The following is a 14,669-nucleotide window of genomic DNA, read 5'->3' as shown; positions in this document are numbered from 1 at the left end:
CGCCGCCTCATTGCAAGGTGTACAGGAAGGCGGCGATGTGGCGCGCCTCCTGCTCGGTAAGACCCATCGACGGCATCTCGGTGCCCGGCCTGACGGCATGCGGCACGCGCAGCCAGCGCACCATGTTGGCGGGCTGGTTGGGAACGCCGCTGGCGATGTAGCTCAGGCGGCCGACGTGCTCGAGGGAGGGGCCCTGATCGCCCGCGGCGCCCTGCACGCCGGGAATCGTGTGGCAGGCGCCGCACTGGTACTGGGTGGTCAGGCGCAGGCCCTGCTGCGCGTCGCCGCCGGGGACGGTCATGGGACGCTCTTCCTTGCAGCCGACGAGCAGCATGGCGCAGGCCAGCAGCGTAGCGGCAGCCGGTGTGCTCTTGCGGGCGAATTCGTGGGAAGGTAGGGGGCGCACGCTTGAAAATCAGAATTGTGGAGTCGCTTTTATAATACACAAAAGAATGATGTAAATTTTTTAACAATTCAATCGGACGCGCTCCCGACATGCTTTCCAACCGCCAACGGCTGATCGTGAAGACCGCTGTACTGACCCTGCTGGCGGCCGGCGTTACCGCGGGCGCGGCCGGGCTGGCCCTGCTGTTCGGCGGCTGGTACAACATCGGGGCCACGGCCCAGCACTTCCCCATGGTGTACGCGGTGCTGGGAGAGGGCCTGGCGTACTCGGTGCGCAATCACGCGCAGGACGTCGCCCTGCCGGCCTCCGGCCTGGGTGGCGAACAGCAGTTGCGCCTGGGCGCGCAGGTCTACCGCGACAACTGCGTGCAGTGCCACGGCGGGCCCGCCGTGGCGCCGTCGACCATCGGCATGAGCATGCAGCCGATTCCCGGCCCGCTGGTGGACGCGACCCGGCACTGGAAGCCGCGCGAGCTGTACTGGATCACCAGGCACGGCATCAAGATGAGCGGCATGCCGGCCTGGGAATACCACTTGCGCGACGACGAGATCTGGGCGGTGGTGGCCTTCGTGACGACGCTGCCGACGATGAGCCCACAGGATTACCGGATCGCGACCGCACAGGGAGAGACGAAATGAACCTTCCGCGCGTGGCGGCGGCGGTGCTGCTGCTGGCCGGCCTGGCCGCCTGTTCGCCCCAGCGGCCGCCGGTCGGGGTACAGGGCGACCCGGAGCGCGGCAGGATCGCCGTCACCCAGTACGCCTGCCAGTCCTGCCACATCATTCCGGGCGTGTCCGGATCGAAGGTGTACGTTGGCCGGCCCCTCGAGGACATGGCGCGGCGCAAGGTGCTGGCCGGCTCGCTGCCGCACGACCAGGCCAACCTGGTGCGCTGGATCCGCGACCCGCAGTCGATCGATCCGGAAACCGCCATGCCCAACATGGGGGTAAGCGAACGCGATGCGCTCGACATCAGCGCGTTTCTCCTGACCCGCTGAGCGGCCGAACCGCCGCCGCCCTGCGCGATCCTTGGTATCATCGCCCCCTGCCCATGCATGGGCCAGTTCAATACGGGGAATACAACAATGAGATTGGTACGCTACGGCCGTCCCGGCAAGGAAAAACCGGGCCTGTTCGACGAAGAGGGCCGCCTGCGCGACCTGTCCGGGATCATCGGCGACATCGACGCATCGGTCCTGTCGGACAAGGCCTTGCGCAAGCTGGCCAAGGTCGACCCGAAAACGCTGCCGCTCGTGCGCGGCAATCCGCGCCTGGGCGTGCCGGTCAGGGGCGTCGGCAAGTTCATCGGCATCGGCATGAACTATGCCGACCACGCCGCCGAGACGGGGGCTGCGGTGCCGACGGAACCGATCTTCTTCACCAAGGCGATCAGCTGCCTGTCCGGCCCGGACGATCCGGTCCAGCTGCCGAAGGGTTCGAAGAAGACCGACTGGGAAGTCGAGCTGGGCGTCGTGATCGGTACCCGTGCGCAGTACGTGGACGAAGCCGAGGCCCTGAAGTACGTGGCCGGCTATTGCGTGGTCAACGACCTGTCCGAGCGCGCCTTCCAGTTCGAGATGGGCTCGCAGTGGGACAAGGGCAAGGGCTGCGACACCTTCGGTCCGGTCGGCCCCTTCCTGGTGACGCGCGACGAGATCTACGACGTCCAGGACCTCGACCTCTACCTGGAGCTGAACGGCAAGCGCATGCAGACCGGGAATACGTCGAACATGATCTTCCCGGTGGCGCACATCGTCAGCTACGTGTCGCGTTTCATGACGCTGGAGCCGGGCGACATCATCACCACCGGCACCCCGCCGGGCGTGGGCATGGGACGCTCGCCGCAGCGCTTCCTCAAGAAGGGCGACAAGCTCAGGCTCGGCATCGCCGGTCTCGGCGAGCAGCAGCAGGAAGTCCTCGCCTTCCCGAAGTAATCCGGCCTGTCAGACCGGCATCGGCTGCGCGCTGGACGCCGGCACCGCCGTCCTGGCCGTGTTCATCACCATGGCCAGGAAGGTGTAGTACCCGTTCACGCCCATCAGGTCGACCACCCCCTGCTCGCCGAACAGCGCCAGCGCATCCGCATACACCCGGTCCGACACCGATTTCGCCTGGTGCAGCTCGACGCAGAAATCGTGCACCACGGCTTCGTCCACCAGCATGTCGTCGGGCCTGCGCCATTCGGCGATCGCGTGGATCACCGAAGCGGGGATGCCCACCTGCGCCGCGATCGGCGCATGGATCGCCCATTCCACCTGCTGGTTCCATTGACGCGCCGTGACCAGGATCGCCAGTTCCGACAGCCGCACCCCGATCGCGCTGCGGTAGCGCAGGTACTCGCCCATGCGCTGGGCGTACTCCATCAGCTCCGGGCTGCGCAGCAGCGGCACGAAGGGGCCGTACACGGCGCCGCGCGGGCCATCGATGATGGCCTGCGCCGCGGCGCGCTGGGCGGCGGTCATGGCTTCGGGCGCGATCGGTCCGAGTCGGTCGGTCATCAGCGGGCGTGAGTTGCTCAGAAAGGCGTGTTGTAATTAGAAAATAATTGCACAGCGTTCTTTAAAAATCAAAAGAACCGGCGCGCCGCACGCTTATTGTCAAACCCTTGTTCTGACCAAGGAGCCGCAATGAGCCATATCCTCCACCGCAACCTGCGCCAGGTGCCGCCGACCGCGGTGTCGGCAAGCGGCATCCGCATGCGCGACAAGGCCGGCCGGATCTATATCGACGCCAGCGGCGGGGCGGCCGTGTCCTCGCTCGGCCACGGGCACCCTGACGTGATCGCCGCCATGCACCGCCAGATCGACCGCTGCGCCTACGCCCACACCGCCTTCTTCACCACCGACGTGGCCGAGGAACTGGCCGACCGCCTGATTGCCGGCGCGCCGCAGGACATCGGCGCCGTCTACCTGGTCTCGGGCGGCTCGGAAGCGATGGAGACGGCGCTCAAGCTGGCGCGCCAGTACTGGGTCGAGGCGGGCGAGCCGCAGCGCCGCCTGTTCATGGCACGGCGCCAGAGCTACCACGGCAACACGCTCGGCGCGCTGGCGGTGGGCGGCAACGAGTGGCGCCGCAAGGCCTTCGCGCCGCTATTGATGGACACGGTGCGCGTGAACGCCTGCTACGAATACCGCGGCCGCGCCGCCCACCAGAGCGTGGACGACTATACCGCCGGCCTGCTCGACGAGCTGGAAACCCGGATCCTCGAGGCCGGGCCGGAGAACATCATCGCTTTCGTCGCCGAACCGGTGGTCGGTGCTACCGGCGGCGCGATCCCACCGACGCCGGGCTACTTCCGGGGCGTGCGCGACATCTGCGACCGCTACCGCATCCTGTTCATCGCCGACGAGGTGATGTGCGGCATGGGCCGCACCGGCACCATGTATGCGATCGAGCAGGACGGCGTGGCGCCCGACATCATCGCCATCGCCAAGGGCCTGGGCGCGGGCTACCAGCCGATCGGCGCGGTGCTGGCGCACCAGACCATCGTCGACTGCCTGCGCAGCGGCAGCGGCGTGTTCCAGCACGGGCACACCTACATCGGGCATCCGGTGGCGGCGGCGGCGGCGCTGGAAGTGCAGAAGGTGATCGAACGCGACGACCTGCTGGGGCGCGTGCGCAGCCGCGGCGCGACCTTGCGGCGCATGCTGGGCGACGTGTTCGGCAACCACGAGCACGTGGGCGACATCCGCGGACGCGGCATGTTTTTGGCGCTGGAATTGGTGCAGGACCGCGCCACCAAGGCGCCGTTCGCGCCCGAGCGCAAGCTGCACGCGGCGATCAAGGCCAAGGCGATGGAGAACGGGCTGATGGTCTACCCGATGGGCGGGACGATCGACGGCCAGCACGGCGACCACGTGCTGCTGGCGCCGCCCTTCATTGCGACGGCGGCGGACCTGTCGGAGATCGTGTCGCGCCTGGCCGATGCGGTGGAGGCGGCGCTGAAGTTGTAGGGTGGGCGGCTCCACCCTGCAAAACGATTCACCGGGAAGACAAACGCCGCCCACGCGTTCACATCACCTTCAAACAGCCGAAACGGCTATTCTCCTGCTGGCTGAACGCGTGGGCGGCATTGATGGTATTGCCAGTCACATTGTCGGGTGGAGCCGCCCACCCTACGGTGTCGGGTGCTGTCCTACGCCAGCACCTTGCGAAGCCACGTCGAGATATCCTGCACCTCTTCCTGGCACAGCGAATGCTGCATGGTGTACTCGTGCCACTCGACCCCGTAGCCGAGCGAGGCCAGCAGGTCTTTCGACTCGCGTGCGCGCGCGAACGGCACCACGTTGTCGTGGGTGCCGTGGGCCATGAAGATCGGCGTGGCCAGGCTTTCCGGGGTGCGTTCGTCGACGACCACATTGGCCAGCGGCAGGTAGCCCGACAGGCACAGCATGCCGGCCAGCTGCTCGGGGTGGCGCATGCCGGTCTGCAGCGTCATCGCGCAGCCCTGCGAGAAACCGGCCAGGATGATGCGCGAGGCCGGGATGCCGCGTGCCTTCTCGCGCGCGATCAGGGCTTCGACGTCGCGCTGCGAGGCGCGCAGGCCGCCTTCGTCCTCGCGCCGGGTCAGCTCGGCGCCGGTGATGTCGTACCAGGCGCGCATCACGTAGCCGCCGTTGATCGTCACCGGCATCGTCTTGGCATGCGGGAACACGAAGCGGATGCCGGGCAGGCCGGCCAGGTCCAGCTCATTCACCAGCGGCACGAAGTCGTTGCCGTCGGCGCCCAGGCCGTGCAGCCAGATGACCGCCACTTGCGGGTTCGGCGCGGTTTCGATCTCGATGTTTTGCAGCAGCTCCATGTATTTCCTTTGTATGCGCTCGGTATGCGTTCAGGCGGCAGGAGGACGCAGCGCCGACTTCGGGCGGAAGGTCTTGCTGACGGCCGGGTTGGTTTCCATGTACGGTCCGCCGATCAGGTCGATGCAGTACGGCACGGCCGCGAAGATGCCGCCGACGACGACCTTGCCGGCATCGTCCTTCAGGCCTTCGAGCGTTTCCTTGATCGATTTCGGCTGGCCCGGCAGGTTCATGATCAGGGCCGCATGATCGGCGTCCCGGACTTCGCGGATCACCGCGGTCTGGCGCGACAGGATCGCGGTCGGCACGAAGCGCAGGCTGATCTGGCGCATCTGCTCGCCGAAGCCCGGCATCTCCTTGGTGGCCACGGCCAGCGTCGCTTCCGGCGTGACATCGCGCCGCGCCGGACCGGTGCCGCCGGTGGTCAGCACCAGGTGGCAGCGTGCGTTGTCGACCAGGTCGGCGAGGGTGCGCTCGATCTCCGCGCGCTCGTCGGGGATCAGGCGGGTTTCGATACGGTAGGGGGTGGTGATGGCCTGCGCCAGCCAGTCGGCCAGGGCGGGAATGCCCTTGTCCTCGTAGACGCCGCCGCTGGCGCGGTCCGATACCGACACCAGCCCGATCACCAGCGTCGGTTCACTCGTCGTCGGACTCGTCATCGAGCGCTTCCTCGTCGTCGGCATCCGCCTGCTTCGGCTTCTTGCCCAGGTCTTTCAGGATCTGGAAGATCTCGCGGTAGGCCTTGGGCGGCTTGTTCTCGGCCTGTTCCTTGCGCGCGTTGCGGATCAGGGTGCGCAGGTGCTGCGCGTCCAGGCTCGGGTTTTCTTCCAGGAGCTGGGTCAGGGCCTTGTCGTCGGCCAGCAGCTTCTCGCGGCGGCGCTCGAGGGCGTGCAGCGCGGCGGTTTCGGCCTTCGAGGCGCCTTTCCAGCTGTCGATGGTGCGCTGGATGACGGCGACTTCTTCTTCGTCGAGCGTGCGCATCTTCTTGCCCACGAACTGCAGGGCGCGGCGGCGGCCTTCGTGGTTGGTGATGGTCTGGCACGTCAGGATGGCTTCCTTGACGTCCTCGGGCATCTCGACGCGCTTGACGCGGTCGCGCGGCGCATCGACCAGCTGTTCGCCGAGCTTTTGCAGCTCGTTCGACTGGCGCTTGGCTTCGGACTTGGACGGGCGTTCGTACTCCTGGTCGAATTCGTTGGACTGGAAGCCGACGGAGCCGCGGTTTGGATTAGGCATAATTTGAGGGAAACTCGTGATTGTTCCGATTGGCGCTGGGCCGATCAGTGAAAACTGTAAACGGCTGCTATGATAACTGTTTTAGGGCGAGCTACGAAAAACACGATATGAACGACTCCGCGATCACCTCTACGTTTACCCATACCCAGGACCAGCTGAAACAGCTCGCCCGCGACGTGTTGGCCTTCGCCAAAGAGCAGGGCGCCACCGATGCCTCGGTCGAGATCAGCGAAGGCAGCGGTCTGTCGGTGTCCGTACGTAAAGGCAAGATCGAGACCATCGAACAGAACAAGGACAAGGGCATCGGCGTCACCGTGTATTACGGGCAGCGCCGCGGCAACGCGAATACCTCCGACTTCTCGAGCAAGTCCCTGAAGGACACCGTGGAAGCGGCCTGGAACATCGCCCGCTTCACCGCCGAAGACGACTGCGCCGGCCTGCCCGACGCCGAGCTGCTGGAAATGCAGCCGCGCGACCTGCGCCTGTGCTATCCCTGGCAGATCTCCACCGAGGAAGCGGTCGAACTGGCCCAGCGCTGCGAGAACGCGGCCTTCGAGGTCGACCCGCGCATCAGCAACAGCGAAGGCGCCAGCGTCTACGTGCAGCAGTCGCACTTCGTCGGCGCCAACTCGCGCGGCTTCATCGGCGGCTACCCGTTCTCGCGCCACACCATCTCGGTGGCGCCGATTGCCGGCCGCGGCAACAAGATGCAGCGCGACGACTGGTACACCTCGGCACGCGACCCCAAGCAGCTGGCCAAGCCGGAAGCCGTGGGCCGCTACGCCGCCGAGCGCGCACTGGCGCGCCTGAACGCGCGCAAGCTCGACACCCGCAGCTGCCCGGTGCTGTTCGAGGCGCCGCTGGCCGCCGGCCTGCTCGGCGCCTTCGTGCAAGCCGTCTCGGGCGGCGCGCTGTACCGCAAGTCGAGCTTCCTGCTCGATACGCTGGGCAAGCAGGTCTTCCCGGAGCACATCAACATCGTCGAAGACCCGCACCTGATCGGCGCGGTCGGCTCGGCGCCCTTCGACGAGGAAGGCGTGCGCACCGCCCGCCGCAAGGTGATCGATAAGGGCGTGCTGCAGGGTTATTTCCTGTCGTCGTACTCGGCGCGCAAGCTGGGCATGCAGACCACCGGCAACGCCGGCGGCTCGCACAACCTCGACATCGTCTCGACGGCTACCAAGCGCGCCGACGACTTCGAAGGCATGCTGCGCAAGATGGGCACCGGCCTGCTGGTCACCGAACTGATGGGGCAGGGCGTGAACTACGTCACCGGCGATTATTCGCGCGGCGCGTCCGGCTACTGGGTCGAGAACGGCGTCATCCAGTACCCGGTGGAAGAAATCACCATTGCCGGCAATATGCGCGAAATGTTCACGCAGATCGTGGCAATCGGCAACGATGTGCTTACTCGGGGCAATAAATCGACCGGCTCGATCCTGATCGAGAAGATGGTCGTGGCCGGCTCTTAAGCATTCAAGCGGAGGCAAGCATGAGCAAGTTCGTTCGTATCGACAAGGAAAACAGCCAGAAGAGCGTCCTGCTCAACCTCGACCTCGTGGCCACCGTCGAGCTGTCGCAGCCTTCCGACCTGCTCAGCTCGGGCAACGAGGCGCGCAAGGCCTACGCCACCTTCCTGGCGCCCGACAAGACCACCATCGCCACCCTGCATTTCGACTCGCTCGACGATGCCGGCGCCTGGGTCAACAAGCACCTGGACGTCGAACTCTAAGGGCGTTTTTCAGCCGGCTTCAGCCGGCTTCAGCTGGTCTCAGCCGCCATACGGCACATACGCGATGCCGTTGGCGATCAGTTCGGCCACCGCATCGCGGTTTTCCCCGCTATCGCTGATCAGGGCCAGCACGCCCGGCAGGTCGGCCCTTTTACTGTCCAGGATATCCAGCCAGTAGGCGTAGCCCCCCGCATCCGGCTCGCGGTGCAGGATGTTCTTGTACATGCGCATGACCAGTTCCGCGTTGGTCGGCGCCGCGCCGTACAAGTCGGCGAACTCTTTTGACGCGGCAAAGCCGGCCGCCACGTCATAGGTGGTGGCGCCCCGGTCCATCACCGACAACCAGAACCCCATCCCGCCCAGGTCCGGATCGCGGTCGAAGGCGGCGCGGTAGATGCGGAAGGCCTGGCCGGCCACGCCGTCGATGTCGAGCGCCATGGCGCCGTCATTGAAGACGAGGCGTTCGACGCCGGCCAGGGTGTCGCTGCCGTCGCCGCCTGCACTACGCTTGTCGGCGACCTGGAACACGCCTGCCGTGCGCGTGACCGTGTAGTCGGCCTTGCCGCCGGTGTAGCGTGCGCTGTCCAGGCCGGCGCCGCCGACCAGGGTGTCGTTGCCGGCGCCGCCGATCAGCATGTCGTCGCCTTCGCCGCCGTCGAGGCGGTCGTTGCCGCTGCCGCCGCTCAGGACTTCGTTGCCGCTGTCGCCGGTGCGCGTGACCGGCGGGTCGGTGGCGACCGGTGGTGGCGGCGGCGGTGGCGGAGGAGGGGGCGGTGGCGGTGGTGGCGGCGGCGGTATGACCACAGGCGGCGCGGGCCAGGGGCTGTAGCCTTCCAGGATGTTGGCGGAAGTGACCGCAGCGGCATTCACGCCGCTCAAGGTCATGATCGTCTTGAATCCGTAGGTAGCGCCCTCTCCATCGCGGTCGTACTGCAGGCGCGTATCGGCGCCGTCTTGCACCAGGCGTAAGACGTTCGAGGCAAATGGGTCCCGTTGGATGAGCCAATTGAGCATCGGCATGACCGCGATCCGGTCGCCCCCCGGACCCGCCTGGAAATCGGTGACCGTGTAATGCCCGCCGGCCTCGAACACGTCGCGGCCGGCCCCGCCGGTGGCCTGTGCGATGCTGTCATCCACGGAGGAGTGGACAGTGAACACATCGTTGCCCGCGCCGCCCAGCATGGTGGCGTGCAGGCCGGCGGTCTCGGGGGCCGTGTGGTCGCCGCGAAGCCAGAGACGGTCGGCCCCATCGCCGCCGTCCAGCATGCCGCCACGGCTCATATTGACGAGGGTGTCGTCGCCGTCGCCGCCACGCAGGATGTCGTCGCCGTAGCCGTTCAGGGAATCGTTGCCGGCACCACCCAGCAGGGTGTCGCGGCCGTAGCGATCGGAGAGGACGTCGTTGCCGTCGCCGCCGTCGAGCAGGTCGTCGCCCCGCGATCCGTCCAGGCTGTCGTCGCCGCCGCCGCCCCGTAGCGTATCGTCGAGCCAGTCGCCGACCTTGTAGTCGCTTCCTTCCGTACCGGTCCACTCGATGCCGGCCGTCGATCCGTCCGGCCGCAGGCCATGCAGCATATTGGCGGCGGCGAGCTGGTTCTTGTCGACGTTTTGCAGGGTGAGGAAATCGCGGTGCTCGCCCTTGCCGGCGGCGTCGATCTGGAGCACCGCATCGGCGCCGCGCTGGACGAAGCGGTACTGGCCCGTTGCGAACGGCGAGTTGTCGCCCAGCGTCACACCGAGCATGTCGAAGACGTCGAGCACATCGCCGCCGGCGCCCGCCTGGAAGTCGGTGATGACGATCGATCCCTGCGTGAGCGGCCAGTCGATCGAGAAAGTATCCTTGCCCGCTCCGCCCTCCAGGGTGATGTCGTAGAGCGCTTGCGCGGCAGGCCGGACGCGCAGCAGATCGTCGCCGGCGTCGCCGTGCATTGCCACGCGCTGGCGCTGCATGCCGGCGCCGTCATGGTCGGTGTCGAGCAGCAGGGTGTCGTTGCCGTCGCCGCCGCGCAGTACATCGTTGCCGCGTATGCTGACCAGTTCATCGTTGCCGGCGCCGCCCTCGAGGATGTCGTCGCCGGTTGGTACCGGGTCGTATTGTCCCGGCGGCGTGAGCACGTAGAAGTCTCCCAGCAGCAAGTCGTCGCCGTCGCCGCCCATCAGATGGTCGTTGCCGGCCAGGCCTTCCAGCCTGTCATTGCCCGCGCCGCCCGCCATGCTGTCGTCCAGCCAGCCGCCGGTCAGCGTGTCGGCCCCGTCGGTGCCGACGATGCTGCGACCGACGCTGGAGCCGTCCGGATTGAAGCCCCAGACGACGTTCGCTGCGCCGATCGCCGCTTTGTCGAGTCCGGCGAACACGATCACGTCGCGGTATACCGGATTGCCGCCCTCCGTTACCCGCGCCTGCAACACGGCATCGGCTCCGCGCTGTTCGATCCGCACGCCGCTGCCGCTACTGAAGGGATTGGGACCGCCCGCCAGATCGACCACACGGCTCAGGTCGAGCAGGTCGCCGCCTTCGCCGGTCTGGAAGTCGCGGATCGTCAGGCTGGCGTTCTGCGGTATGCCGATGGGCTGGTAGGTATCCTGGCCGGCGCCGCCGTCCGCCACGACCGTCATTTGCTGTGTTCCGCCAAGGGCAACGGTAATCAGGTCGTGGCCCTCGCCCCCATGGATGGTCACCGAGGCGTCGGCCAGGTCGAACTGGGAGTTGCCGACCTCGAAGGTGTCGTCGCCTGTGCCGCCGTCGAGTACGGCGCTGGCGGCATGGCTGCGCAGCAGGTCCTTGCCTGCGCCGCCGAACAGTTCGCTGCTGCCCGATCCGGTCAGCGCAAGAACATCGTCGCCGTCGCCGCCGTCGAGACGGTTGCTTCCCGCGTTGTCGACCAGGTTGTCGTTGCCGGCGCCGCCGACCAGCAGGTCGTCGCCTTCTCCGCCCTCCAGGTAATCGAAACCGGCGTCGCCATACAGGCTGTCCGCACCGAAGCCGCCGAGCAGCCGGTCATGGCCGTCGCCACCGCGCAGGATATCGTCGAGGCGCCCGCCTTCCATCGTCTCGTGCGCGTCCGTTCCGCTGCGGTCGAACCCCACCGGCGAGCCGTCCGGACGCGCACCATCGACGAAATCATCGCCGCTCAGTGCGGCGGCTTGCGTGTTACGCAGGATGACGACGTCGCGCCATGCGACATCCGGGCCAGCCGATTCGCGCTGGATGACGGTGTCGCTGCCGCGTTGTTCGATCCGCAGCTTGTTCAGTACGCCAAACGGATTGCCGCTGCCGTTCACATAGTCCAGCAGCGAGAAGATGTCGAGCAGGTCGCCACCAGGCCCCAGCGCAAAATCCGTGATCGCCAGCACCGGCATGGCATCGTTGGCATTGAACCGGTAGGTGTCCCGGCCTTCGCCACCGGTCGCGTCGATCCGCGATACGGTCGTGCTCCAGGCGCCGATGTGGATGAGATCGTCACCGGCGCCGGCATCGATCCGCGCCGGCGCCTGTCCCGTCAGGTCCTTGGCCGAGCGGAAGATAAGGATTTTGTCGTTGCCGGTGCCGCCCAGGATGGTGTCGGCGTCGAGCGAGGCCTCGATGTCGTCGTTGCCGGCCCCGCCGTCGATGAAGATGGTGTACGCAGGCGCACCGGGCGTGTCGTCGGGGATGCCGTAGTAGTTGGTGGTACGGATGCTGTCGTGACCATCGCCGCCTTCGAAAATATCGTTGCCCGATGCATCCACCAGCCAGTCGTCGCCGGCGCCGCCAAGCAGCCGGTCGTCGCCGCTGCCGCCGTCGAGCCGGTCGTTGCCGATCCCGCCGCGCAGGATGTCGTCGCCCGAGTCGCCGTGCAGGTTATTGCCGTTGTAACTGAAATCCTCACCGCCATCGATATCGTCGTTTCCTTTGCCGCCGTGGATCTCGTCGTTTCCCGCGCCGCCATGGATGGTGTCGTCGAGATCCTCGCCCTGCAGGAGATCGTTCTGGTCGGTACCGACGATGGTGTAGCCGACGTCGCTGCCGAGCTTGTCGTAGCCGCCGCTGAAGCTGGCCCGCGTCAGGTCCGGCAGCGAGACGCCGCGCAGTATCACCGCCAGTTCGAACCGGTGCGCCGACCCGGCCGCGCCGTCGGCGTCCGCATAGATCAGGGTATCGCCGCCGACCTGCTCGGCCTTGAGATAGGCGAGCGGGCCGAAGGGATTGTCGTCGAGATTGCTTGGAATGATCCCGCGCAGTTCCAGGCGGTCACCCTCGGCGGTGGAGAAATCGTCGATCCGCACATGCGATTGCGGACTCAGGATGGCGAAGACGTCGGCGCCCGCGCCGCCCAGTGCCGTCACCGTCGCCAATGGCGACATGGCGCCGATCCGCAGCAGATCGGCGCCCGCGCCGCCGTCCAGGCTCACCGCGCGGGCGCCCTCGTTGCCGCCGCCGTCGACCGTGAGCGTGTCCTTGCCGTCCCCGCCCAGCAGGCTGTCGGCGCCCTTGCCGCCTGCCAGGATGTCGTCGCCGGCGCCGCCGTCGAGCAGATTGACGCCGCTCGAGGCCACGCTCAGCCGGTCGTTGCCGATGCCGCCCTCGAGCCGGTTGCTGCCGGAAAGATCGCTCGTTTCATCCAGCACGTCGTTGCCGGCGCCGCCGATCAGCAGGTCGTTTCCGCTGCGGCCATACAGGCTGTCGTTGCCGTCGCCGCCGTCAAGGCTGTCGTCGCCGCCGCCCCCCACCAGGCGATCGTCGCCAGCGAAGCCGCGCAGCGTGTCGTTCGCCATTGCCCCGGTCAGCGTGTCGCCGGATGCCGTACCTTCCAGGGTCGATCCGATGGAAGAACCGGCCGGATCGATACCGCCGACAAAGTTCGCGCGGGTGAGGCTTGCGGGCGCAACCCCCACCAGCGTCAGCAGGGTAAAGTAGCCGCCGGGCGCATGTGCGCTGCGCAACTGGAACAGGGTGTCGCCACCTTCGGCCGCGAGGCGCACCGTGCCGTCCCGGAACGGATTGCCGTCGTGGTCGATCGTCAGCAGCGGGAGCAGGTCGATGCGGTCGCCGCCGTCGCCCGGCGTGAAGTCGGTGACGCGTGCGCCGGCGTCGCCATCGGCCGCGATGTCGACCGCCAGGATGGCGTAGGTATCGCTGCCGGCGCCGCCCTGCAGTGCGAGCCTGGCGCCGCTCGGGCTGTCCCAGGCGAGTTCGACGCGGTCGTCGCCGATGCCGGCATCGAGCACCGACCCGGCGGTTCCCGTGATCGTCATGCGCAGGATATCCTTGCCGGCGCCGCCGGCGAAGTCCACGCCACTGTAGCCTTGTAGCGTGTCGTCCCCGTCACCACCATCGAGCCTGCCGGTCGTTCCCTTGGCGGCGGTCAGGAAATCATTGCCTTCGCCGCCGAGCAGGATGTTGGCGCCCGCGCCACCGTTCAGCCTATCGTTGCCGGTACCGCCGTCGAGGAGGTCGTCGCCGTCTTCGCCGAACAGCTGGTCGTTGCCACCGTTGCCGTTCAGGGTATCGTTGCCGGCACCGCCCAACAGGAAGTCACCATAGAAGTCCGTCCCGGGTTCGTCGCCGCCATTGAGGAGGTCGTCGCCCCCGTAGCCGTACAGGTAGTCGCTGCCGGCGCCGCCGGAAATGGTGTCGGCAAGATCGCTTCCATGGATCCTGTCGTCCTGGTCGGTTCCGGTCGCGTCGACGGGCGTGGGGCTGATTCCGGTCTCGAAGAGTGCCGCGACCGCAATCGGATTGCCGGCCAGGTCGAGGATGGCGTTCTCGCTGAATTGGATGATGTGGAAGGTCTTGGCCTTCAAATCTTCCGGAGGATCGAAGCTGAGCGTATTGCCTTCCACGGTAAGACGTGGGTTGGTGCCGACATCGGCCAGGTAGATCTCCCCGATGCCGTTGACATGGAGTGACAGGGTGCCGCTGCCAAGTTTGACCGGCCGGTCGAAGGTAAAGACCAGGTTGGCCCGCACGTCGTGACCGCTGGCGGGACCGGATACCAGCCCCTGCGCCGTGGTATCGGCGGTGGCGCTCGCCGAACCGCCCGTGGCGACGTGCCAAAGGACGGACGAAGGAAGATGGCCTGGCGATTCGAGCATGATGGGGGCGGACGCAGTAAAAGTCAGCGGCGACTATCGCCCACTCATCTGTACATGTCTAGGAAAAAATACAACGAATTCACAATTATGCGCCCGGCATGGCGCCTGCGCAGTCGAAAAAAACGCTCCGGCGAGCGGAGCGTTTTCTGGCCTGCCGAAGCGGGCGGGTGGAGACGGCCGGCGTCAGCCGGCCTGCTCGATGCGGCTCAGGCGCTGGCCGAAAATTCCCCAGCGTCGCGCTTCGCCATCGACCGTGGCCGTCAAGGCCCAGCCGGTGCCGATCTTCTCGACGCCGACCTCGGTCTCCAGCTCTTTCGCAACTTTTTCGGCCCAGTTCTGGGCCGCGCCGCGGCCCTTGAACAGCTCCTGGCCTTCGAACACGACGGTGGCGTCGAATACGGGGGCGGCGAAGACGCTCATGG

Annotated in this window: 12 protein-coding genes and 11 pseudogenes; 6 read left to right on the top strand and 17 right to left on the bottom strand. The window is 66.9% G+C overall.

The genetic code is table 11. From position 1 onward, the window contains the following. Positions 1-7: 7 nt before the first annotated feature. A complete protein-coding gene (locus IM543_21460; GenBank protein ID QOY96800.1) occupies positions 8-301 on the bottom strand; it encodes a c-type cytochrome in 294 nt (97 codons plus the stop codon). Between the two features lie 194 nt (positions 302-495). On the opposite strand from IM543_21460, the gene IM543_21455 reads away from it, so the two are divergent. The 3 genes from IM543_21455 to IM543_21445 all read left to right on the top strand — a co-directional run bounded on the left by IM543_21455 (position 496) and on the right by IM543_21445 (position 2,339). Continuing rightward, positions 496-1,044 (top strand): cytochrome c, encoded by a 549-nt coding sequence (locus IM543_21455; protein ID QOY94039.1) that lies wholly within the window; start codon positions 496-498, stop codon positions 1,042-1,044. Further along, on the top strand, positions 1,041-1,403 hold the full coding sequence (locus IM543_21450; GenBank protein ID QOY94038.1) for a c-type cytochrome: 363 nt from the start codon (positions 1,041-1,043) through the stop codon (positions 1,401-1,403). The genes IM543_21455 and IM543_21450 overlap by 4 nt, the downstream gene beginning before the upstream one ends. 87 nt (positions 1,404-1,490) lie before the next feature. After that, complete coding sequence (locus IM543_21445) at positions 1,491-2,339, top strand: fumarylacetoacetate hydrolase family protein (GenBank protein ID QOY94037.1); 849 nt, start codon at positions 1,491-1,493, stop codon at positions 2,337-2,339. Between the two features lie 9 nt (positions 2,340-2,348). Here IM543_21445 and IM543_21440 read toward each other — a convergent pair whose 3' ends face one another. Beyond that, positions 2,349-2,903 carry a carboxymuconolactone decarboxylase family protein gene (locus IM543_21440; GenBank protein QOY94036.1) on the bottom strand — a complete coding sequence of 185 codons (555 nt, stop codon included), beginning with the start codon at positions 2,901-2,903 and terminating at the stop codon, positions 2,349-2,351. Positions 2,904-3,032: 129 nt separating this feature from the next. Here IM543_21440 and IM543_21435 point away from each other — a divergent pair, with 129 nt between their 5' ends. Continuing rightward, the gene (locus IM543_21435) at positions 3,033-4,358 is read left to right on the top strand and encodes an aspartate aminotransferase family protein (GenBank protein QOY94035.1); all 1,326 of its coding nucleotides are present in this window, start codon (positions 3,033-3,035) and stop codon (positions 4,356-4,358) included. Between the two features lie 182 nt (positions 4,359-4,540). On the opposite strand, the gene IM543_21430 is transcribed toward IM543_21435, so the two are convergent. Genes IM543_21430 through IM543_21420 form a run of 3 tightly spaced genes read right to left on the bottom strand, consistent with a single transcriptional unit; the run spans position 4,541 to position 6,440 of the window. Then, positions 4,541-5,206, bottom strand: a complete 666-nt coding sequence (locus IM543_21430; protein QOY94034.1) for an alpha/beta hydrolase — start codon at positions 5,204-5,206, stop codon at positions 4,541-4,543. Positions 5,207-5,236: 30 nt separating this feature from the next. Beyond that, a complete protein-coding gene (gene mog / locus IM543_21425; protein QOY94033.1) occupies positions 5,237-5,863 on the bottom strand; it encodes a molybdopterin adenylyltransferase in 627 nt (208 codons plus the stop codon). After that, positions 5,841-6,440 carry a DUF615 domain-containing protein gene (locus IM543_21420; protein ID QOY94032.1) on the bottom strand — a complete coding sequence of 200 codons (600 nt, stop codon included), beginning with the start codon at positions 6,438-6,440 and terminating at the stop codon, positions 5,841-5,843. Before IM543_21420 ends, mog begins: the two co-directional genes overlap by 23 nt. Positions 6,441-6,547: 107 nt before the next feature. Between IM543_21420 and pmbA the strand changes: the two genes are divergently transcribed. After that, complete coding sequence (pmbA, locus tag IM543_21415) at positions 6,548-7,912, top strand: metalloprotease PmbA (protein QOY94031.1); 1,365 nt, start codon at positions 6,548-6,550, stop codon at positions 7,910-7,912. A gap of 20 nt (positions 7,913-7,932) precedes the next feature. Beyond that, positions 7,933-8,172: a hypothetical protein gene (locus tag IM543_21410; GenBank protein ID QOY94030.1), complete on the top strand. Its 240-nt coding sequence runs from the start codon at positions 7,933-7,935 to the stop codon at positions 8,170-8,172. A gap of 582 nt (positions 8,173-8,754) precedes the next feature. Here IM543_21410 and IM543_21405 read toward each other — a convergent pair. From IM543_21405 to IM543_21350, 12 genes and pseudogenes are all read right to left on the bottom strand, one after another. Next, positions 8,755-8,859, bottom strand: a pseudogene (locus IM543_21405) (hypothetical protein). A 144-nt stretch (positions 8,860-9,003) separates the two neighbouring features. Next, positions 9,004-9,453, bottom strand: a pseudogene (locus IM543_21400) (type I secretion C-terminal target domain-containing protein). A 111-nt stretch (positions 9,454-9,564) separates the two neighbouring features. Then, positions 9,565-9,747: pseudogene (locus IM543_21395) on the bottom strand (hypothetical protein). After that, positions 9,736-10,122, bottom strand: a pseudogene (locus IM543_21390) (type I secretion C-terminal target domain-containing protein). The pseudogenes IM543_21395 and IM543_21390 overlap by 12 nt, the downstream one beginning before the upstream one ends. 180 nt (positions 10,123-10,302) lie before the next feature. Further along, a pseudogene (locus tag IM543_21385) lies at positions 10,303-10,788 on the bottom strand (hypothetical protein). 213 nt (positions 10,789-11,001) lie between these two features. Continuing rightward, a pseudogene (locus IM543_21380) lies at positions 11,002-11,532 on the bottom strand (type I secretion C-terminal target domain-containing protein). A gap of 315 nt (positions 11,533-11,847) precedes the next feature. After that, a pseudogene (locus tag IM543_21375) lies at positions 11,848-12,105 on the bottom strand (calcium-binding protein). Positions 12,106-12,222: 117 nt separating this feature from the next. Beyond that, a pseudogene (locus IM543_21370) lies at positions 12,223-12,516 on the bottom strand (type I secretion C-terminal target domain-containing protein). 84 nt (positions 12,517-12,600) lie between these two features. Further along, positions 12,601-13,407: pseudogene (locus tag IM543_21365) on the bottom strand (hypothetical protein). A gap of 111 nt (positions 13,408-13,518) precedes the next feature. Continuing rightward, positions 13,519-13,809 (bottom strand): annotated as a pseudogene (locus IM543_21360) (calcium-binding protein). A 72-nt stretch (positions 13,810-13,881) separates the two neighbouring features. Then, positions 13,882-14,247: pseudogene (locus IM543_21355) on the bottom strand (Ig-like domain-containing protein). A 183-nt stretch (positions 14,248-14,430) separates the two neighbouring features. Further along, positions 14,431-14,667 carry a hypothetical protein gene (locus IM543_21350; GenBank protein QOY94029.1) on the bottom strand — a complete coding sequence of 79 codons (237 nt, stop codon included), beginning with the start codon at positions 14,665-14,667 and terminating at the stop codon, positions 14,431-14,433. Positions 14,668-14,669: the final 2 nt, after the last annotated feature.

It is taken from the genome of Massilia sp. UMI-21, from assembly GCA_015277795.1.
Classification (GTDB): Bacteria; Pseudomonadota; Gammaproteobacteria; order Burkholderiales; family Burkholderiaceae_D; genus Telluria.
The sequence above is the reverse complement of the archived record's forward strand: the minus strand, read 5'-3'. Positions and strand labels throughout refer to the sequence as shown.